This window comes from Chromobacterium sinusclupearum (genome assembly GCF_002902845.1).
GTDB lineage: Bacteria > Pseudomonadota > Gammaproteobacteria > Burkholderiales > Chromobacteriaceae > Chromobacterium > Chromobacterium sinusclupearum.
Genome location: NZ_PPTF01000014.1, coordinates 46392 through 67116 on the forward strand (window position 1 = coordinate 46392; position 20725 = coordinate 67116).

Here is a 20725-nt window from a genome sequence, read left to right on the forward strand (position 1 = left end):
TAGCTTGTTTCGTATTCAGGAAATTTGCCATGGCTAAGGAAAAGTTCGAGCGGACCAAACCGCACGTAAACGTCGGCACCATCGGTCACGTTGACCATGGTAAAACCACTCTGACCGCCGCTATCACCACCATTCTGTCCAAGAAGTTCGGTGGCGAAGCTAAGGATTACTCCCAGATCGACAGTGCGCCGGAAGAGAAGGCTCGTGGTATTACCATCAATACCGCGCACGTTGAATACGAAACCGAAGCGCGCCACTACGCTCACGTAGACTGCCCGGGTCACGCTGACTACGTTAAGAACATGATTACCGGTGCTGCCCAGATGGACGGCGCGATCCTGGTTTGCTCGGCCGCTGATGGTCCGATGCCGCAAACCCGTGAACACATCCTGCTGTCCCGTCAGGTTGGCGTGCCGTACATCATCGTTTACCTGAACAAGGCTGACCTGGTTGACGATGCCGAGCTGCTGGAACTGGTGGAAATGGAAGTGCGCGATCTGCTGTCTTCCTACGACTTCCCGGGCGACGACACTCCGATCGTGATCGGTTCCGCGCGTCTGGCGCTGGAAGGCGACCAATCCGAAATGGGCGAACCGTCCATCTTCCGTCTGGCTGCTGCTCTGGACTCCTACATCCCGACTCCGGAACGCGCCATCGACAAGCCGTTCCTGCTGCCGATCGAAGACGTGTTCTCGATCTCCGGCCGCGGCACCGTGGTGACCGGTCGCGTTGAGCGCGGTATCGTGAAGGTTGGCGAAGAGCTGGAAATCGTGGGTCTGAAGGCTACCGCCAAGACCACCTGCACCGGCGTGGAAATGTTCCGCAAGCTGCTGGACCAAGGTCAAGCCGGCGATAACGTGGGCGTGCTGCTGCGCGGCACCAAGCGTGAAGACGTCGAGCGCGGCCAGGTTCTGGCCAAGCCGGGTTCCATCACCCCGCACACCGAGTTCCAAGCTTCCGTGTACGTGCTGTCCAAGGACGAAGGTGGCCGTCACACCCCGTTCTTCGCGAACTACCGTCCGCAGTTCTACTTCCGTACGACCGACGTGACCGGCGCGATCAAGCTGGCTGAAGGCGTGGAAATGGTAATGCCGGGCGACAACGTGGAAATCTCCGTTGAACTGATCGCACCGATCGCCATGGAAGAAGGTCTGCGCTTCGCTATCCGCGAAGGCGGCCGTACCGTCGGCGCCGGCGTGGTTGCCAAGATTCTGAAGTAAGGTTTATAGGCCAGTAGCTCAATTGGTAGAGTATCGGTCTCCAAAACCGAGGGTTGGGGGTTCGAGACCCTCCTGGCCTGCCAATTAAGACCAGCCGGCGCTCTGCGCCGGTTGGTCTTTTGTCGCATATGCGAGAGAAGATTCGACATGGAAATGCAAGATAAGATCAAGTTGTACGTAGCTGGTCTTGTAGTTGTTGCCGGCATCGTCGGCTTTTACCTGATTCCGGAAGGGCAGGGGCTGCTGCGCGCGCTGGCGTTCATCGTATCTATTTTGCTGGCTGCTGGCGTAGTATGGACGTCTGCTCCTGGCAAGGGGCTGGTGGTCTATGCCAACGAGTCGATTGTCGAGGCTCGTAAGGTGGTATGGCCGACGCGCAAGGAGGCGACTCAGGTAACGCTGATGGTGTTTGTATTCGTCGCGGTGCTGGCGCTCTTCATGTGGCTGGTGGACTCCAGCCTGTCCTGGCTGTTTTACGATGTGATTCTCGGTCGAGGTAGATAATGGCAAAGCGCTGGTATGTGGTACACGCTTATTCGGGTTTTGAGAAAAGCGTGCAAAAGGCGCTGCGTGAACGTATCGAGCGTTCCGACATCGCAGACCAATTTGGTCAGATTTTGGTGCCGGTGGAAGAGGTTGTGGACGTCAAGAACGGCCGCAAGTCCATCACCGAGCGCAAGTTCTTCCCTGGCTACGTGCTGGTGGAAATGGAAATGACCGACGATACCTGGCACTTGGTCAAGAGTACGCCCAAGGTGACCGGTTTTGTCGGCGGCACGGCCAACCGCCCGGCGCCGATTTCCAAGAAGGAAGTCGAAGCCATCATGCAGCAGATGCAAGAGGGCGTGGAAAAGCCGAAGCCGAAAGTCTTGTTCGAAGTCGGTGAGCGCGTGCGCGTCATCGATGGTCCGTTCAATGACTTCAACGGTTCGGTGGATGAAGTCAATTACGAGCGCAACAAGTTGCGCGTGTCGGTGCAGATCTTCGGCCGCGACACGCCGGTTGAGCTGGAGTTCGGTCAGGTCGAAAAGCTGTAATATTTCGCTTGGCAAGATTTTTGAAAGCGTGTAAGATGTTGCGCTTTCGTCCGGGGAGCGAAGTCCTCTTCGCGCTATACCCATTTTAGGAGCTTTAATCGTGGCAAAGAAAATTGTCGGCTATATCAAGCTGCAAGTGCCCGCTGGCAAGGCCAACCCGTCGCCTCCGATCGGTCCGGCACTGGGTCAGCGCGGTCTGAACATCATGGAATTCTGCAAGGCGTTCAATGCTCAAACTCAGGGCATGGAGCCGGGCATGCCGATTCCGGTTGTGATCACCGCTTACGCAGACAAGTCCTTCACCTTCACCATGAAGACGCCGCCGGCGACCTTCCTGCTGAAGAAGGCTGCTGGCATCAAGTCCGGCTCCGCCAAGGCGCATGTGGACAAGGTTGGTAAAGTGACCCGCGCTCAGCTGGAAGAAATCGCCAAGACCAAGCAAGCGGATCTGACCGCTGCTGATCTGGACGCCGCTGTTCGCACCATCGCCGGCTCCGCCCGTTCGATGGGTCTGGAAGTGGAGGGCGTATAACATGGCTAAGATCTCCAAGCGCATGCAAGCGCTGAAGGCTACCGTTGATCGCAACAAGCTGTACGCTGTTGACGAAGCTATCGCCCTGGTTAAGGCTGCCGCCACCGCCAAGTTCGACGAGTCGATCGACATCTCCGTGAATCTGGGCGTGGATCCGCGTAAATCCGACCAAGTGGTTCGTGGTTCCGTGGTTCTGCCGCGCGGCACTGGCAAGTCCGTACGCGTTGCCGTATTTGCTCAAGGCGCCAACGCCGAAGCCGCCAAGGCTGCCGGCGCTGAAGTGGTCGGTTTTGAAGACCTGGCCGAGCAAGTGAAGGCCGGCAACCTGGACTTCGACGTGGTGATCGCTTCCCCGGACGCGATGCGCGTTGTGGGTCAGCTGGGCCAGATCCTGGGTCCGCGTGGCCTGATGCCGAACCCGAAGGTTGGCACGGTTACCCCGAACGTCGCCGAAGCTGTGAAGAACGCCAAGGCCGGTCAGGTGCAGTACCGTACCGACAAGGCTGGTATCATTCACGCCACCATCGGCCGCGCTTCCTTCGAAGCTGAAGCTCTGCGTGAAAACTTCTCCGCTCTGGTTGATGCCCTGGTGAAAGCCAAGCCGGCAGCTTCCAAGGGCGTGTATCTGAAAAAGATCGCCGTTTCCAGCACCATGGGCATCGGCGCTCGCGTAGATACCGCTACCGTCAGCGCCTAATCGCGTTGCCGGAGCATGATCGGGCGGCGAAAGCCGCCTGGTTAAAGGCTTTGGGCTGGCAGGCTTGCCTGCCAGATTGTCAAAGACCGTAGGTGCCGCAAGGCTTAATAGCAGATTGGCCGGTACGGAAATCCGCATCCTACGCAGATGGTGTACCCGAAACAGGCTTCTTAAGTTCAAGGCTCATGTAGCTCAGGGGTAGAGCACTCCCTTGGTAAGGGAGAGGTCGGCGGTTCAATTCCGCCCATGAGCACCAGTTCTTTTTGATGTCTCCTGATACAGGTCGCCGCTGCAAAGCGAGGCGAAAATCCTTTCGTCTCATTTCAGTCTAGGAGGTAGACCTTGAGTCTCAATATCGAAGATAAAAAGGCGGTAGTCGCTGAAGTATCTGCCCAACTGGCAGAAGCTCAGACCCTCGTTATCGCTGAATATCGGGGCATCGAGGTTAGCAGCATGACCAAACTCCGCGCTCAGGCGCGCGAGAACGGCGTTTACCTGCGCGTTCTGAAGAACACGCTGGTGCGTCGCGCTGTGGAAGGCACTCCGTTTGCTGGCCTGGCTGACCAAATGGTCGGTCCGCTGGTTTACGCCGTTTCTGCCGACCCGGTTGCTGCTGCCAAGGTGCTGCATCAATTTGCCAAGGCTGACGACAAGATCATCGTCAAGGCCGGTTCCTACGATGGCAAGGTACTGAACGCTGCTCAGGTTGCTGAGCTGGCGTCCATCCCGAGCCGCGAAGAACTGCTGTCCAAGCTTCTCTACGTTATGCAGGCTCCGGTCGCTGGCTTCGCCCGCGCGCTGGCTGCATTGGCCGAGAAGCAAGCCGAAGCCGCTTAACTTATTTGATTCTTATAGAATTCAGGAGATTTTCACATGGCAATCACCAAAGAAGACATCCTCGAGGCCGTTGCTGGTCTGACCGTGATGGAACTGAACGACCTGGTTAAGGCGTTCGAAGAGAAGTTCGGCGTTTCCGCCGCTGCCGTAGCCGTTGCCGGCCCGGCCGCTGGTGGCGCTGCTGCTGCTGAAGAGAAGACCGAGTTTGACGTTATCCTGTCCGCCGCTGGCGACAACAAGGTTGGCGTGATCAAGGTTGTCCGTGCAATCACCGGTCTGGGCCTGAAAGAAGCCAAGGACCTGGTTGACGGCGCTCCGAAGTCCGTGAAGGAAGGCGTTGCCAAGGCTGAAGCCGAAGACATCGTTAAGCAACTGACCGAAGCCGGTGCCAAGGCTGAAATCAAATAATCTTCTTTGAAAAAAGAAGGTGAGGCTGGCGGAGAAATCCGCCAGCCTTATTGCGCTTGTAGTTGGCGGAAACGAAGAAGGTAAAAGCCAGCAATATACTTGGCGTGGCTGCTGACTTTTGGTTTCTTGCGCCACCCACCTCGATGGAGACTCTATGAGTTATTCGTTTACTGAGAAGAAACGTATTCGTAAGAGCTTTGCGAAACGTGCCAGTGTTCTCGACGTCCCCTTCCTGTTGGCGACCCAGATTGATTCCTACACCGAATTTCTCCAGCTGGGTGTGTCGCTGGATGAGCGCAAGGATGTGGGTCTTCAGGCTGCGTTCAAGTCGATCTTTCCGATCGTCAGCCACAACGGCTATGCGCGTCTCGACTTTGCCCACTATATTCTGGGCGAGCCGCCGTTTGACGTACAGGAATGCCAACTGCGCGGCATCACGTTCGCCGCGCCTCTGCGCGCGCGCATCCGCCTGACGATTTTCGACAAGGAATCGTCCAAGCCGGTCGTGAAGGAAGTGCGTGAGAACGAGGTGTACATGGGCGAGATTCCGCTCATGACCGCCAATGGCTCCTTCATCATCAACGGCACCGAGCGCGTGATCGTCTCCCAGCTGCACCGCTCCCCGGGCGTGTTCTTCGAGCACGACCGCGGCAAGACGCACTCGTCCGGCAAGCTGCTGTTCTCGGCTCGCGTGATCCCTTACCGCGGCTCCTGGCTGGACTTCGAGTTTGACCCGAAGGATCTGCTGTACTTCCGTATCGACCGTCGCCGCAAGATGCCGGTGACCATCCTGCTGAAGGCGCTGGGCTACACCAACGAAGAGATCCTGTCCGAGTTCTACAGCTTCGACACCTTCTACCTGACCAAGACCGGCGTATTCATGCGCGTGGTGCCGGAACGTTTGAAGGGCGAAGTGGCCAAGTTCGACATCGTGGCCGCCGATGGCAAGCTGATCGTCGCCAAGGATAAGCGCATCACCGCCAAGCACATCCGCGACATCCAGACCGCCGAGCTGGACCGCATCGAAGTGCCGGCCGACGCGCTGCTGGGCAAAGTGCTGGCCGTCAACGTGGTGAACCAGAACACCGGCGAAGTGATCGCCCGCGCCAACGAAGAAGTGACCGAGGAAGTGCTGGCCAAGCTGGCGCTGGCCGAAGTGGATCAGGTCGAGGTGCTGTTCACCAACGATCTGGACCAGGGCGCGTACATCTCGCAAACCCTGCGCACCGACGACATCCAGGACCAGACCCAGGCTCGCGTCGCGATCTACCGCATGATGCGTCCGGGCGAACCGCCGACCGAAGACGCGGTGGAAGCGCTGTTCCAGCGCCTGTTCTTCAGCGACGAAACCTACGATCTGTCGCGCGTGGGCCGCATGAAGTTCAGCTCGCGCACCTACCAGTACAAGTTCGACGACAAGACGCCGGAGTGGTTCAAGACCCTGATCGGCGAGAAGTTCGCTTCGCGCCGCGATGTGACCGAAGGCACGCTGTCGACGGAAGACATCGTGTCCGTGATCGCCATCTTGACCGAACTGCGCAACGGCCGCGGCGAAGTGGACGACATCGATCACCTGGGCAACCGTCGCGTGCGTTCCGTGGGCGAACTGGCCGAGAACCAGTTCCGCGCCGGTCTGGTGCGCGTCGAGCGCGCGGTGAAGGAACGCCTGAATCAGGCCGAGTCCGACAACCTGATGCCGCACGACCTGATCAACGCCAAGCCGGTGTCGGCCGCGATCAAGGAATTCTTTGGTTCCTCGCAGCTGTCCCAGTTCATGGACCAGACCAACCCGCTGTCGGAAATCACCCACAAGCGCCGCGTATCGGCCCTGGGTCCGGGCGGTCTGACCCGCGAACGCGCAGGCTTTGAAGTGCGCGACGTGCATCCGACCCACTATGGTCGCGTGTGCCCGATCGAAACGCCGGAAGGTCCGAACATCGGTCTGATCAACTCACTGTCGGTCTACGCCCGCACCAACGAGTTCGGCTTCCTGGAAACCCCGTACCGCAAGGTCGTGGACGGCAAGGTCACCAACGAGATCGATTACCTGTCCGCGATCGAGGAAGGCCGCTACGTCATTGCTCAGGCCAACGCCGAGCTGGATGGCGAAGGCCGCCTGGTCGACGAGCTGGTGACCTGCCGCGAGAAGGGCGAAACCATTCTGGCGACGCCGGATCGCGTGCAGTACATGGACGTGGCCACCGGCCAGGTGGTGTCCGTTGCCGCCTCGCTGATTCCGTTCCTGGAGCATGACGACGCGAACCGTGCCTTGATGGGCGCCAACATGCAACGTCAGGCCGTACCGTGCCTGCGTCCGGAAAAAGCGTATGTCGGCACCGGCATCGAGCGTTCCGTGGCGGTTGACTCCGGCACCACCGTAGTCGCCCGTCGCGGCGGCGTGGTGGATTACGTCGACGCCGGCCGCGTGGTGGTCCGCGTCAATGATGAAGAAGCGACCGCTGGCGAAGTGGGCGTGGACATCTACAACCTGACCAAGTTCACCCGTTCCAACCAGAACACCAACATCAACCAGCGTCCGATCGTGAAGGTGGGCGACCACATCGCGCGCGGCGACGTGGTGGCCGACGGCGCCTCCACCGACCTGGGCGAGCTGGCGCTGGGTCAGAACATGACCATCGCCTTCATGCCGTGGAACGGCTACAACTACGAAGACTCGATCCTGATCTCGGAAAAGCTGGTTGCAGAAGACCGCTACACCTCGATCCACATCGAAGAACTGTCCGTGGTTGCCCGCGACACCAAGCTGGGACCGGAAGAAATCACCCGCGACATCCCGAACCTGTCCGAACGCATGGCAGGCCGTCTGGATGAGTCCGGCATCGTATATATCGGTGCGGAAGTTGAGGCGGGCGACGTGCTGGTGGGCAAGGTCACGCCTAAGGGCGAAACCCAGCTGACCCCGGAAGAAAAACTGCTGCGCGCGATCTTCGGCGAGAAGGCTTCCGACGTGAAGGACACGAGCTTGCGCGTGCCGACCGGCACCGTGGGCACCGTGATCGACGTGCAGGTGTTCACCCGCGAAGGCATCGAGCGCGACAAGCGCGCCCAGTCCATCATCGACGCGGAACTGAAGCGCTATCGTCTGGACCTGAACGACCAGCTGCGGATTTTCGACAACGACGCCTTCAGCCGTATCGAGCGTCTGATCGTCGGCAAGGTCGCCAACGGCGGTCCGAAGCGTCTGGCCAAGGGCACCGTGATCGACCAGGAATACCTGGCCGGTCTGCCGACCAAGCATGATTGGTTCGACATCCGCATGAGCGATGAAGACATCGCCAAGCAGTTGGAACTGATCAAGGAAAGCCTGGCGCAGAAGCGCGAAGAATTCGACCTCAAGTTCGAAGACAAGAAGCGCAAGCTGACCCAGGGCGACGAGCTGCCGCCGGGCGTGCAGAAGATGGTCAAGGTTTACCTGGCCGTGAAGCGCCGCCTGCAGGCCGGCGACAAGATGGCCGGCCGCCACGGTAACAAGGGTGTGGTATCGCGCATTCTGCCGGTGGAAGACATGCCGTACATGGGCGACGGCCGTCCGGTGGACATCGTGCTGAACCCGCTGGGCGTACCGTCGCGTATGAACATCGGTCAGATTCTGGAAGTGCACCTGGGTTGGGCCGCCAAGGGCATCGGCGAGCGCATCGACCGCATGCTGAAGCAGCAGCAGTCGGCTGCCGAAATCCGCGGCTACCTGGAGCGCATCTACAACGAAACCGGCAAGCCGGAGCAGATCGCCAGCCTGAGCGACGACGAAGTGCTGCAACTGGCGCAGAACCTGCGCAAGGGCATGACCTTCGCCACGCCGGTATTCGACGGCGCCAAGGAGGCCGAGATCAAGCACATGCTGGATCTGGCTTACCCGGATGGCGACGAACTGACCGAAAAGATGGAGTTCAACGAGTCCAAGACCCAGATGACCCTGTTCGACGGCCGCTCCGGCGAAGCCTTCGACCGCAAGGTCACCGTAGGCGTGATGCACTACCTGAAGCTGCACCACTTGGTCGACGACAAGATGCACGCCCGTTCCACCGGCCCGTACTCGCTGGTGACCCAGCAGCCGCTGGGCGGTAAGGCCCAGTTCGGCGGCCAGCGTTTCGGTGAGATGGAAGTGTGGGCGCTGGAAGCCTATGGCGCCGCCTACACCCTGCAGGAAATGCTGACGGTGAAGTCTGACGATGTGACCGGTCGTACTAAGGTCTACGAAAACATCGTCAAGGGCGAGCACAAGATCGATGCCGGCATGCCGGAATCCTTCAACGTGCTGGTGAAGGAAATCCGTTCGCTCGGCCTGGATATCGACCTGGAACGTTATTGATTGGGTCCATGGGCGCGGCAAGATTGACGCCGCGCCTGTCCCCTGACTGGAGACGCAATGAAAGCTCTGCTCGACCTCTTTAAGCAAGTCACGCAAGAAGAAGAGTTTGATGCGATTAAGATCGGCATCGCCTCGCCTGACAAGATCCGTTCCTGGTCTTATGGCGAAGTCAAAAAGCCGGAAACCATCAACTATCGTACCTTCAAGCCGGAACGCGACGGCCTGTTCTGCGCCCGCATCTTCGGACCGGTGAAGGACTACGAATGCTTGTGCGGCAAGTACAAGCGCCTGAAGCATCGCGGCGTCATCTGCGAGAAGTGCGGCGTGGAAGTCACGCTGTCCAAAGTGCGCCGCGAGCGCATGGGCCACATCGAGCTGGCCAGCCCGACCGCGCACATCTGGTTCCTGAAGTCGCTGCCGTCGCGTCTGGGCATGGTGCTGGACATGACGCTGCGCGACATCGAACGCGTGCTGTACTTCGAAGCGTTCGTCGTGACCGATCCGGGCATGACTCCGCTGCAGTACCGCCAGCTGTTGACCGAAGAGGACTTCCTGGACAAGGAAGACCAGTACGGTGAAGAGTTCGTCGCCATGATGGGCGCCGAGGCGGTGAAGGAACTGCTGAAGAAGCTGGACCTGGACAGCGAGATCGAGAACCTGCGCCGCGAGCTGGAAGCCACCAACTCCGACACCAAGATCAAGAAGATCGCCAAGCGCCTGAAAGTGCTGGAGGCCTTCCAACGTTCCGGCATGAAGCCGGAATGGATGATCCTGGAAGTGCTGCCGGTGCTGCCGCCGGAGCTGCGTCCGCTGGTGCCGCTGGACGGCGGTCGTTTCGCGACCTCCGACCTGAACGACCTGTACCGCCGCGTCATCAACCGTAACAACCGTCTGAAGCGTCTGCTGGAACTGCGCGCGCCGGACATCATCGTGCGCAACGAAAAGCGCATGTTGCAGGAATCGGTTGACTCGCTGCTGGACAACGGTCGTCGCGGCAAGGCCATGACCGGCGCCAACAAGCGTCCGCTGAAGTCGCTGGCCGACATGATCAAGGGTAAGGGCGGTCGTTTCCGTCAGAACCTGCTGGGTAAGCGCGTGGACTACTCCGGTCGTTCCGTGATTACCGTGGGCCCGACCCTGCGTCTGCATCAGTGCGGCCTGCCGAAGAAGATGGCGCTGGAACTGTTCAAGCCGTTCATCTTCCACAAGCTGGAAGTGATGGGCCTGGCGTCCACCATCAAGGCGGCCAAGAAGCTGGTCGAACAGGAAGTGCCGGAAGTCTGGGACATCCTGGAAGACGTGATCCGCGAGCATCCGGTGCTGCTGAACCGCGCGCCGACGCTGCACCGCCTGGGCATCCAGGCGTTCGAGCCGGTGCTGATCGAAGGCAAGGCCATCCAGCTGCACCCGCTGGTTTGCGCGGCGTTCAACGCCGACTTCGACGGCGACCAAATGGCCGTCCACGTCCCGCTGTCGCTGGAAGCGCAGATGGAAGCCCGCACCCTGATGCTGGCCACCAACAACGTGCTGTCCCCGGCCAACGGCGAGCCTATCATCGTGCCGTCGCAGGATATCGTGTTGGGTCTGTACTACATGACCCGCGACAAGGTGAATGGCAAGGGCGAGGGCATGGTGTTTGCGGACACCAAGGAAGTGCATCGCGCCTACGAAACCCGTCAGGTCGAGCTGGCTACCCGCATCACCGTCCGTCTGAAGGAATGGGAAAAGGACGAGCAGGGCGAATTCCAACCGGTGATCAAGCGTTACGACACCACCGTGGGCCGCGCCATCCTGTCCGACATCCTGCCTAAGGGCCTGCCGTTCGAGCACATCAACAAGGCGCTGAAGAAGAAAGAAATCTCGAAACTGATCAACGTTTCGTTCCGTCGTTGCGGCATCCGCGACACGGTGATCTTCGCCGACCAGCTGATGTACACCGGTTTCGCCTACTCCACCCGCGGCGGCATCTCCATCTGCGTGGACGACATGCAGATCCCGGCCAAGAAAGTTGACCTGCTGGGCGAGGCCAACAAGGAAGTCAAGGAGATCGAGGAACAGTACCGTCAAGGTCTGGTGACCCAGGGCGAACGCTACAACAAGGTAGTGGACATCTGGGGCCGCACCGGCGACAAGATCGCCAAGGCGATGATGGACGAGCTGTCCAAGCAGAAGGTGCTGGACCGCGACGGCAAGGAAGTCGATCAGGAATCCTTCAACTCCATTTACATGATGGCCGACTCGGGCGCGCGGGGTTCCGCAGCCCAGATCAAGCAGCTGGCCGGCATGCGGGGTCTGATGGCCAAGCCGGACGGTTCGATTATCGAAACGCCGATTACCGCGAACTTCCGCGAAGGCCTGACCGTATTGCAGTACTTTATCTCCACCCACGGTGCGCGTAAGGGTCTGGCGGATACGGCCTTGAAGACCGCGAACTCCGGTTACCTGACGCGTCGTCTGGTCGACGTGACCCAGGATCTGGTGGTGATCGAGGACGATTGCGGCACCACCAACGGCTTCACCATGAAGGCCGTGCTGCAGGGCGGCGACGTGATCGAAGCGCTGCGCGACCGTATCCTCGGCCGCGTGACCGCGGTTGACGTGGTGGATCCGTCCACCGGCGAAACCGTGATCGAAGCCGCTACGCTGCTGGACGAGCAGATGGTCGATCTGATCGACAGCCTGGGCATCGACGAAGTCAAGGTCCGCACCGCCATCACTTGCGACACGCGCTACGGCCTGTGCGCCAAGTGCTATGGTCGCGATCTGGCGCGCGGCAAGCAGGTCAACGCCGGCGAAGCCGTGGGCGTGATCGCTGCGCAGTCGATTGGTGAGCCGGGTACCCAGCTGACCATGCGTACCTTCCACATCGGTGGTGCCGCGTCTCGAAACGCAGCCGCCAGCCAGGTGGAAGGCAAGTCCAACGGTACCGTGCGCTTCTCCAGCCAGATGCGCTACGTGGCGAATACCAAGGGCGAGCTGATCGTCATCACCCGCTCCGGCGAAGTGGTGATCCACGACGATATGGGCCGTGAGCGCGAGCGTCACAAGGTGCCGTACGGCGCGACCCTGATGGTGACCGACGGTCTACAGATCAAGGCAGGCACCGTGCTGGCCACCTGGGACCCGCACACCCGTCCGATCATCACCGAGTACGCTGGCCGCGTGAAGTTCGAGAACGTCGAAGAAGGCGTGACCGTAGCCAAGCAGACCGACGAAGTGACCGGCCTGTCCACGCTGGTGGTCATCGACCCGAAACGCCGCGCTGGCGCCCAGTCGAAGATGCTGCGTCCGTTGGTGAAGCTGCTCGACGACAGCGGCAACGAAGTGAAGCTGGCCGGTTCCGATGCGTCGGTATCGATCACCTTCCAGGTCGGCGCCATCATCACCGTGCGCGACGGTCAGGATGTGGGCAAGGGCGAAGTGCTGGCCCGTATCCCGCAGGAATCGTCCAAGACCCGCGACATTACCGGTGGTCTGCCGCGCGTGGCCGAGCTGTTCGAAGCCCGTTCGCCGAAGGATGCCGGCATGCTGGCCGAAGTGACCGGTACCGTATCGTTCGGTAAGGACACCAAGGGCAAGCAGCGCCTGATCATCACCGATCTGGAAGGCAGCGGCTACGAAAACCTGATCCCGAAGGACAAGCACGTGCTGGTCCACGACGGCCAGGTAGTGAACCGCGGCGAATCCATCGTCGACGGTCCGGTCGATCCGCATGACATCCTGCGTCTGCAGGGTATCGAGGCGCTGGCCCGCTACATCGTTCAGGAAGTGCAGGAGGTGTATCGTCTGCAGGGCGTGAAGATCAACGACAAGCACATCGAGGTGATCATTCGCCAGATGCTGCGTCGCGTGGTCATCTCCGACAGCGGCGACACCGAATTCATCCAGGGCGAGCAGGTGGAGCGCGCCGACGTGCTGGAAATGAACGACAAGATGATGGCGGAAGGCAAGGAGCCGGCGCAGTACGAAAACGTGCTGCTGGGTATCACCAAGGCTTCGCTGTCCACCGACTCGTTCATCTCCGCGGCTTCCTTCCAGGAAACCACGCGCGTGCTGACCGAAGCGGCCATCATGGGCAAGAAGGACGACCTGCGCGGTCTGAAGGAAAACGTGATCGTCGGCCGTCTGATTCCGGCCGGCACCGGTCTCGCCTACCACCGCACCCGTCGCCGTCAACACCTGGGCCTGGACGCTGGCGATTCGCAGCTGTTCGATCCGGCTCCGGCCGCGCTGGAAAGCGACGACTAAGCTGGGCCTCGCGGCCAAGTGTTGAAAAAACGCTGCTCCATCAACGGTTAACGTTGCTGGGGCGGCGTTTTTTATTTGACGGTAAGCCGTTGACTAAAATATAATCCTCCGTCCTTTCTGGAGGCGTGTTGCTTCCGGGAAGCTTCAACTAGGAACTGATAGTAATGCCAACCATTAACCAACTCGTTCGCAAGGGCCGCGTCGCCATCACGGCGAAGAGCAAGGTGCCTGCGCTGGAAGCCTGCCCGCAGAAGCGTGGCGTGTGCACCCGTGTTTACACCACCACTCCGAAGAAGCCGAACTCGGCTCTGCGTAAAGTGTGCAAGGTTCGTCTGACCAACGGTTTCGAAGTCATTTCGTACATCGGCGGTGAAGGCCACAACCTGCAGGAACACTCCGTGGTGCTGATCCGCGGCGGTCGTGTCAAGGACTTGCCGGGTGTGCGTTACCACACCGTGCGCGGTTCCCTGGATACCGCTGGCGTGAAAGACCGTAAGCAAGCTCGCTCCAAGTACGGCGCCAAGCGTCCTAAGTAATTGGGACGTACTCAAGGCGGCCTGATCAACACTCAGGGTCGTCTAGTAAGTGACTGCTCCGTTGGGTAGTCATGAGCAAGTAGAGCTCAACTGAATAATTAAGGAAGTAACATGCCACGTCGCAGAGAAGTCCCCAAGCGTGAAATTCTGCCGGATCCGAAGTTCGGTTCCCAGGATCTCTCCAAATTCATGAACGTCGTGATGATCGACGGCAAGAAGTCTGTTGCAGAACGCATCATCTACGGCGCGCTGGAACAGATCGAAAAGAAAACCGGCAAGAACGCTATCGAAGTGTTCAACACCGCACTGTCCAACGCCAAGCCGGTGGTGGAAGTGAAGAGCCGCCGCGTAGGTGGTGCAAACTATCAAGTTCCTGTTGAAGTCCGTCCGTCCCGTCGTATGGCCCTGGCCATGCGCTGGCTGCGTGACGCTGCGCGCAAGCGCGGCGAAAAGTCCATGGACCTGCGCCTGGCTGGTGAGCTGATCGACGCGGCTGAAGGCCGTGGCGGCGCGATGAAGAAGCGTGACGAAGTGCACCGCATGGCAGAAGCCAACAAGGCCTTCTCGCACTTCCGTTTCTAAGCTAGTTCACTTTTTAAGGTGTAAACCGTGGCACGGAAAACCCCCATCGAGCGCTACCGTAATATCGGTATCTCCGCTCACATTGACGCCGGTAAGACGACTACTACCGAGCGTATTCTGTTTTACACCGGTGTGAACCACAAGATCGGCGAGGTTCACGACGGCGCCGCTACCATGGACTGGATGGAGCAAGAGCAGGAGCGTGGCATCACCATCACCTCCGCCGCCACCACCACGTTCTGGAAGGGCATGGGGATGCAATTCCCCGAGCACCGTTTCAACATCATCGACACCCCGGGACACGTGGACTTCACCATTGAGGTGGAGCGTTCCATGCGCGTTCTGGACGGCGCCGTGATGGTGTACTGCGCTGTGGGCGGCGTGCAGCCGCAGTCTGAAACCGTATGGCGTCAGGCTAACAAGTACAAGGTTCCGCGTATTGCCTTCGTGAACAAGATGGACCGTCAAGGCGCCAACTTCTTCCGTGCCGTAGAACAGGTGAAAACCCGTCTGCGCGGCAATCCGGTGCCTATCGTTGTGCCGATCGGCGCTGAAGACGGTTTCAGCGGCGTGGTTGACCTGCTGAAGATGAAAGCCATCATTTGGGACGAAGCCTCTCAAGGCATGAAGTTCGAATATGGCGAAATCCCGGCCGACCTGGTTGCCGTTGCCGAAGAATGGCGCGAGAAGATGGTCGAAGCCGCTGCCGAAGTCAGCGACGAGATGATGGACAAGTACCTGGGCGGCGAAGCGCTGACCGAGGAAGAAATCATCGCCGGTCTGCGCGAGCGTACCCTGAAGTGCGAAATCCAGCCGATGCTGTGCGGTTCCGCGTTCAAGAACAAGGGTGTTCAGCGCATGCTGGACGCCGTGATTGAGCTGCTGCCGTCGCCGGTTGAAGTTCCGGCGATCAAGGGCGAAACCGACGGCGTGGAAGCCGAGCGTCACGCTTCCGACGAAGAGCCGTTCTCGGCTCTGGCGTTCAAGCTGATGAACGACCCGTACGTGGGCCAGCTGACCTTCTTCCGCGTCTACTCCGGCGTGGTGAAGTCCGGCGACACCGTGCTGAACTCGGTCAAGGGCAAGAAAGAGCGTATCGGCCGTATCGTGCAGATGCACGCCAACGACCGTAAGGAAATCGACGAAGTGCGCGCCGGCGACATCGCCGCCGCCATCGGCCTGAAGGAAGTCACCACCGGTGAAACCCTGTGCGCCGTTGACGCCGAAATCATCCTGGAGCGCATGGAGTTCCCGGATCCGGTGATTCACGTAGCCGTTGAGCCGAAGACCAAGGCTGACCAGGAAAAGATGGGTGTGGCCCTGAACCGCCTGGCCAAGGAAGACCCGTCGTTCCGCGTGCGTACCGACGAAGAATCCGGCCAGACCATCATTTCCGGTATGGGCGAACTGCACCTGGAAATTCTGGTTGACCGCATGAAGCGCGAATTCGGCGTGGAAGCCAACGTCGGCGCCCCGCAAGTGGCCTACCGCGAAACCATCACCAAGACGGTTACCGATGTTGAAGGTAAGCACGTTAAGCAGTCTGGTGGTAAGGGTCAGTACGGTCATGCCGTGATCACGTTGGAACCGTCCGGCGAAGGCCAGGGCTACAAGTTCTTCGACGAGATCAAGGGTGGCGTGATTCCGCGTGAATTCATTCCGTCCGTCGACAAGGGTATCCAGAACACTCTGGGTAGCGGTATCCTTGCCGGCTTCCCGGTGGTGGACGTGACTGTGCGTCTGACCTTCGGTTCCTACCACGACGTCGACTCCTCGCAGATCGCGTTCGAACTGGCAGGCTCGCTGGCATTCAAGGAAGCCATGCGCCGCGCCGGTCCGTGCATCCTCGAGCCGATGATGGCCGTGGAAGTGGAAACTCCGGAAGAGTACATGGGTGACGTGATGGGTGACCTGAACCGTCGCCGCGGCATGGTTCAAGGCATGGACGATGACGGTTTGGGTGGCAAGAAGATCAAGGCCGAAGTACCGCTGGCCGAGATGTTCGGTTACTCCACCGACCTGCGTTCCGCGACCCAAGGCCGTGCTACTTACTCCATGGAGTTCAAGCACTACTCCGAGGCTCCGAAGCACGTTGCTGAAGCCGTAATGGCCGCCAAGAAGTAATGCGCGCTGAGGCTGGCCGGCATCTCGATTTGTCCGGCCAGTCCCGATCTAATGTTCTTTAATTAAGGATTTTTGCAAAATGGCAAAAGAAAAGTTTGAGCGGACCAAACCGCACGTAAACGTCGGCACCATCGGTCACGTTGACCACGGTAAGACCACCCTGACCGCCGCTATCACCACCATTCTGTCCAAGAAGTTCGGTGGCGAAGCTAAGGATTACTCCCAGATCGACAGCGCGCCGGAAGAGAAGGCTCGTGGTATTACCATCAATACCGCGCACGTTGAATACGAAACCGAAGCGCGCCACTACGCTCACGTAGACTGCCCGGGTCACGCTGACTACGTTAAGAACATGATTACCGGTGCTGCCCAGATGGACGGCGCGATCCTGGTTTGCTCGGCCGCTGATGGTCCGATGCCGCAAACCCGCGAACACATCCTGCTGTCCCGTCAGGTTGGTGTGCCGTACATCATCGTTTACCTGAACAAGGCTGACCTGGTTGACGACGCTGAGCTGCTGGAACTGGTGGAAATGGAAGTGCGCGATCTGCTGTCTTCCTACGACTTCCCGGGCGACGACACCCCGATCGTGATCGGCTCCGCTCGTCTGGCGCTGGAAGGCGACCAATCCGAAATGGGCGAACCGTCCATCTTCCGTCTGGCTGCTGCTCTGGACTCCTACATCCCGACTCCGGAACGCGCCATCGACAAGCCGTTCCTGCTGCCGATCGAAGACGTGTTCTCGATCTCCGGTCGTGGCACTGTGGTGACCGGTCGCGTTGAGCGCGGTATCGTGAAGGTTGGTGAAGAACTGGAAATCGTGGGCCTGAAGGCTACCGTGAAGACCACCTGCACCGGCGTGGAAATGTTCCGCAAGCTGCTGGACCAAGGTCAAGCTGGCGACAACGTGGGCGTGCTGCTGCGCGGCACCAAGCGTGAAGACGTTGAGCGCGGCCAGGTTCTGGCCAAGCCGGGTTCCATCACCCCGCACACCGAGTTCCAAGCTTCCGTGTACGTGCTGTCCAAGGACGAAGGTGGCCGTCACACCCCGTTCTTCGCGAACTACCGTCCGCAGTTCTACTTCCGTACGACCGACGTGACCGGCGCGATCAAGCTGGCTGAAGGCGTGGAAATGGTAATGCCGGGCGACAACGTGGAAATCTCCGTTGAACTGATCGCACCGATCGCCATGGAAGAAGGTCTGCGCTTCGCTATCCGCGAAGGCGGCCGTACCGTCGGCGCCGGCGTGGTTGCCAAGATCCTCAAGTAACGGAAGCGGAGATTTTTCATGTCTAGCCAAAAGATCCGCATCCGCCTGAAGGCGTTCGATTACAACCTGATCGATCGTTCCGCTCAGGAAATCGTTGAAACCGCTAAGCGTACCGGCGCCGTAGTCAAGGGCCCGGTTCCGCTGCCGACCAAGATCGAGCGTTTCAACGTTCTGCGCTCCCCGCACGTGAACAAGACTTCCCGCGACCAGCTGGAAATCCGCACTCACCTGCGTCTGATGGACATCGTAGACCCGACCGACAAGACTGTTGATGCTCTGATGAAGCTCGACCTGCCGGCCGGTGTGGATGTGGAAATCAAGCTGCAGTAATCGCTTAAGTTCAAGGGTTTGCAAGCTAAGTGCTTGCGATTCTTGAATTTTCTGTGATACATTAGCGGACTCGCCATTTAGGCGAGTCCGTTTTTGTTTTTTATGTCGTGTTTTTTATGCCGGTCAATCGCAATCGGCGCCTGAAAAAGGAAATAAACATGAGTTTAGGTCTTGTCGGTCGCAAAGTCGGCATGACCCGCATTTTTGCCGAAGATGGCGCAACCATCCCGGTAACTGTGCTGGACATGTCCGCTAACCGCGTCACGCAAATCAAAACTGCAGAAACTGACGGCTACAATGCCGTTCAGGTCACTTTTGGCTCCAAGAAGGCCAATCGTGTAAACAAGGCTGCAGCCGGCCACTTCGCCAAGGCTGGCGTTGAAGCAGGTGAGGTTCTGGTAGAGTTCGCTCTGTCCGCCGAAGCTGTCTCCAACCTGAAGCTGGGCGATGCTGTCGCTGTTGAAACCTTCTCCGTTGGTCAACTGGTTGATGTGACCGGTACCTCCAAGGGTAAGGGCTTCTCCGGTGTGATCAAGCGTCACAACTTCTCTTCCAACCGTGCTTCCCACGGTAACTCGCGTTCGCACAATACGCCGGGTTCCATTGGTCAAGCTCAGGATCCGGGTCGTGTATTCCCGGGCAAGCGCATGGCCGGTCAGTACGGTAACGTCAAGAGCACGGTTCAGTGCCTCGAGATCGTTCGTATCGACGCCGAGCGTCAGCTGATCCTGGTTAAGGGCGCAGTCCCGGGTGCCAAGAACGGCGACGTAGTCGTGCGTCCTAGCGTGAAAGCGGGTGCGTGATGGAATTGAATGTAATCAATACCCAAGGCAAGGCTGTTGGTAGCCTGCAAGTGTCCGACTCCCTGTTCGGCCGCGACTACAACGAAGCTCTGGTACACCAAGTTGTTACCGCGTTCCTGGCGAACGCCCGTAGCGGCAACCGTGCCCAGCTGACTCGTGCCGAAGTGAAGCACTCGACCAAGAAGCCGTTCCGTCAGAAGGGCACTGGTAACGCTCGTGCAGGTATGACTTCCACCCCGAACCGTCGTGGTGGTGGCCGCGCCTTCCCGAACAAGCCGGACGAGAACTTCACCCAGAAGATCAACCGCAAGATGTTCCGTGCTGGTATGGCAGCTATCCTGTCGCAGCTGGTGCGTGACGAGCGTCTGATCATCGTGGACGAGCTGAATGTAGCCAGCCCGAAGACCAAGGAATTCGTGGGCACTGTGCAGCCGATGGGTCTGGAGCAAGCTCTGTTCATCACTGGCGAGCTGAACGAAAACCTGTATCTGTCTTCGCGTAACCTGCCGAACGTGCTGGTTATCGAAGCTCAACAAGCTGACCCGTACAGCCTGCTGCGCTTCAAGAAGACCGTGATCACCCGCGACGCCGTGAAGCAACTGGAGGAGCAGTGGGCATGAACCAAGAACGTCTGTTGCAAGTAATCCTTGCTCCGATCGTTTCCGAAAAGAGCACCATGATTGCTGAGAAGAACCAGCAAATGGCGTTCCGTGTTGCTAAAGACGCAACCAAGCCGGAAATCAAGGCCGCTGTTGAAATGCTGTTCAACGTAAAAGTTGAAGGCGTTTCCACTGTGAACGTCAAGGGCAAGGTTAAGCGTTTCGGCCGTAGCATCGGTCGTCGCAGTGACTGGAAAAAGGCCTACGTTAGCCTGGTTGAAGGTCAAGAAATCGACCTGACCGCTACCCCGGCCGCGGCGGAGTAAGGAGATAGAGCATGCCTATCGTTAAGGTAAAACCGACTTCCGCGGGTCGCCGTGCTGTCGTCAAGGTGGTAAACCCTGACCTGCACAAGGGTGCTCCGCACGCTGCCCTGGTTGAGAAGAAAAACTCCACCGGTGGTCGCAATCACAATGGTCACATCACCACGCGTCATCGCGGTGGTGGCCACAAGAAGCACTACCGTCTGATCGACTTCCGTCGCAACAAGGATGGCATCCCGGCAAAAGTGGAACGCATCGAATACGATCCGAACCGCACTGCCCACATCGCTCTGTTGTGCTACGCCGATGGCGAACGCCGCTACATCATCGCCCCGCGTGGCGTGAAGGTTGGCGCGGTTCTGCTGTCCGGTTCCGAGGCTCCGATCAAGGCCGGTAACGCTCTGCCGATCCGCAACATCCCGGTGGGTACCACTATCCACTGCGTGGAAATGCAACCCGGCAAGGGCGCTCAGATGGTTCGCTCCGCTGGCGCTTCTGCAATGCTGCTGGCTCGTGAAGGCGTGTACGCTCAACTGCGTCTGCGCTCTGGCGAGATCCGCCTGGTGCACGTCGATTGCCGTGCGACCGTTGGCGAAGTGGGTAACGAAGAGCACTCCCTGCGCAAGCTGGGCAAGGCCGGTGCTACTCGTTGGCGCGGCATCCGTCCGACCGTTCGCGGTACGGCGATGAACCCGATCGATCACCCGCATGGTGGTGGTGAAGGCCGCACTGGCGAAGGCCGCGTACCGGTGAGCCCATGGGGCACTCCGGCTAAGGGCTTCCGTACCCGTCGCAACAAGCGTACCGACAACATGATCGTACGCCGTCGCTATTCCAACAAAGGGTAAT

Annotated in this window: 18 protein-coding genes and 2 tRNA genes; all 20 read left to right on the forward strand. The window is 59.3% G+C overall.

Going from position 1 to position 20725, the window contains the following annotated elements:
- Positions 1-29: 29 nt before the first annotated feature.
- The 20 genes from tuf (C2134_RS03290) to rplB all read left to right on the forward strand — a co-directional run bounded on the left by tuf (C2134_RS03290) (position 30) and on the right by rplB (position 20724).
- Positions 30-1220 carry an elongation factor Tu gene (tuf, locus tag C2134_RS03290; protein ID WP_103317540.1) on the forward strand — a complete coding sequence of 397 codons (1191 nt, stop codon included), beginning with the start codon at positions 30-32 and terminating at the stop codon, positions 1218-1220.
- 7 nt (positions 1221-1227) lie between these two features.
- Positions 1228-1303, forward strand: a tRNA-Trp gene (locus C2134_RS03295).
- 64 nt (positions 1304-1367) lie between these two features.
- Positions 1368-1724, forward strand: coding sequence for a preprotein translocase subunit SecE (secE, locus tag C2134_RS03300; RefSeq protein ID WP_052247056.1), 357 nt, complete (start codon positions 1368-1370; stop codon positions 1722-1724).
- A complete protein-coding gene (gene nusG, locus C2134_RS03305) occupies positions 1724-2257 on the forward strand; it encodes a transcription termination/antitermination protein NusG (RefSeq protein ID WP_021479133.1) in 534 nt (177 codons plus the stop codon). Before secE ends, nusG begins: the two co-directional genes overlap by 1 nt.
- 100 nt (positions 2258-2357) lie before the next feature.
- Entirely contained in the window at positions 2358-2789 is a 432-nt protein-coding gene (gene rplK, locus C2134_RS03310) for a 50S ribosomal protein L11 (RefSeq protein ID WP_011137744.1), read from the forward strand.
- 1 nt (position 2790) lies between these two features.
- Positions 2791-3486 (forward strand): 50S ribosomal protein L1, encoded by a 696-nt coding sequence (gene rplA / locus C2134_RS03315; protein ID WP_043629979.1) that lies wholly within the window; start codon positions 2791-2793, stop codon positions 3484-3486.
- Between the two features lie 181 nt (positions 3487-3667).
- Positions 3668-3742 (forward strand) — tRNA-Thr (locus tag C2134_RS03320).
- Between the two features lie 86 nt (positions 3743-3828).
- Positions 3829-4323 carry a 50S ribosomal protein L10 gene (gene rplJ, locus C2134_RS03325; protein ID WP_043629983.1) on the forward strand — a complete coding sequence of 165 codons (495 nt, stop codon included), beginning with the start codon at positions 3829-3831 and terminating at the stop codon, positions 4321-4323.
- Between the two features lie 36 nt (positions 4324-4359).
- Positions 4360-4731 carry a 50S ribosomal protein L7/L12 gene (gene rplL / locus C2134_RS03330; RefSeq protein WP_043629984.1) on the forward strand — a complete coding sequence of 124 codons (372 nt, stop codon included), beginning with the start codon at positions 4360-4362 and terminating at the stop codon, positions 4729-4731.
- Positions 4732-4885: 154 nt separating this feature from the next.
- Entirely contained in the window at positions 4886-9061 is a 4176-nt protein-coding gene (gene rpoB, locus C2134_RS03335) for a DNA-directed RNA polymerase subunit beta (RefSeq protein ID WP_103317541.1), read from the forward strand.
- A 57-nt stretch (positions 9062-9118) separates the two neighbouring features.
- Positions 9119-13309 carry a DNA-directed RNA polymerase subunit beta' gene (gene rpoC / locus C2134_RS03340; RefSeq protein WP_103317543.1) on the forward strand — a complete coding sequence of 1397 codons (4191 nt, stop codon included), beginning with the start codon at positions 9119-9121 and terminating at the stop codon, positions 13307-13309.
- A 164-nt stretch (positions 13310-13473) separates the two neighbouring features.
- Entirely contained in the window at positions 13474-13845 is a 372-nt protein-coding gene (gene rpsL, locus C2134_RS03345; RefSeq protein ID WP_011137738.1) for a 30S ribosomal protein S12, read from the forward strand.
- Positions 13846-13956: 111 nt separating this feature from the next.
- Positions 13957-14427, forward strand: coding sequence for a 30S ribosomal protein S7 (gene rpsG, locus C2134_RS03350; RefSeq protein ID WP_011137737.1), 471 nt, complete (start codon positions 13957-13959; stop codon positions 14425-14427).
- A gap of 27 nt (positions 14428-14454) precedes the next feature.
- Positions 14455-16551 carry an elongation factor G gene (gene fusA, locus C2134_RS03355; protein ID WP_103317545.1) on the forward strand — a complete coding sequence of 699 codons (2097 nt, stop codon included), beginning with the start codon at positions 14455-14457 and terminating at the stop codon, positions 16549-16551.
- 79 nt (positions 16552-16630) lie between these two features.
- Positions 16631-17821, forward strand: a complete 1191-nt coding sequence (gene tuf, locus C2134_RS03360; protein ID WP_103317546.1) for an elongation factor Tu — start codon at positions 16631-16633, stop codon at positions 17819-17821.
- A gap of 18 nt (positions 17822-17839) precedes the next feature.
- Positions 17840-18151 (forward strand): 30S ribosomal protein S10, encoded by a 312-nt coding sequence (rpsJ, locus tag C2134_RS03365; RefSeq protein WP_011137734.1) that lies wholly within the window; start codon positions 17840-17842, stop codon positions 18149-18151.
- A gap of 158 nt (positions 18152-18309) precedes the next feature.
- On the forward strand, positions 18310-18954 hold the full coding sequence (gene rplC, locus C2134_RS03370; protein ID WP_043627140.1) for a 50S ribosomal protein L3: 645 nt from the start codon (positions 18310-18312) through the stop codon (positions 18952-18954).
- Entirely contained in the window at positions 18954-19574 is a 621-nt protein-coding gene (rplD, locus tag C2134_RS03375) for a 50S ribosomal protein L4 (RefSeq protein WP_071109263.1), read from the forward strand. Before rplC ends, rplD begins: the two co-directional genes overlap by 1 nt.
- A complete protein-coding gene (gene rplW, locus C2134_RS03380; RefSeq protein ID WP_019100830.1) occupies positions 19571-19879 on the forward strand; it encodes a 50S ribosomal protein L23 in 309 nt (102 codons plus the stop codon). Before rplD ends, rplW begins: the two co-directional genes overlap by 4 nt.
- Positions 19880-19890: 11 nt before the next feature.
- Positions 19891-20724 (forward strand): 50S ribosomal protein L2, encoded by an 834-nt coding sequence (rplB, locus tag C2134_RS03385; protein WP_011137730.1) that lies wholly within the window; start codon positions 19891-19893, stop codon positions 20722-20724.
- Position 20725: the final 1 nt, after the last annotated feature.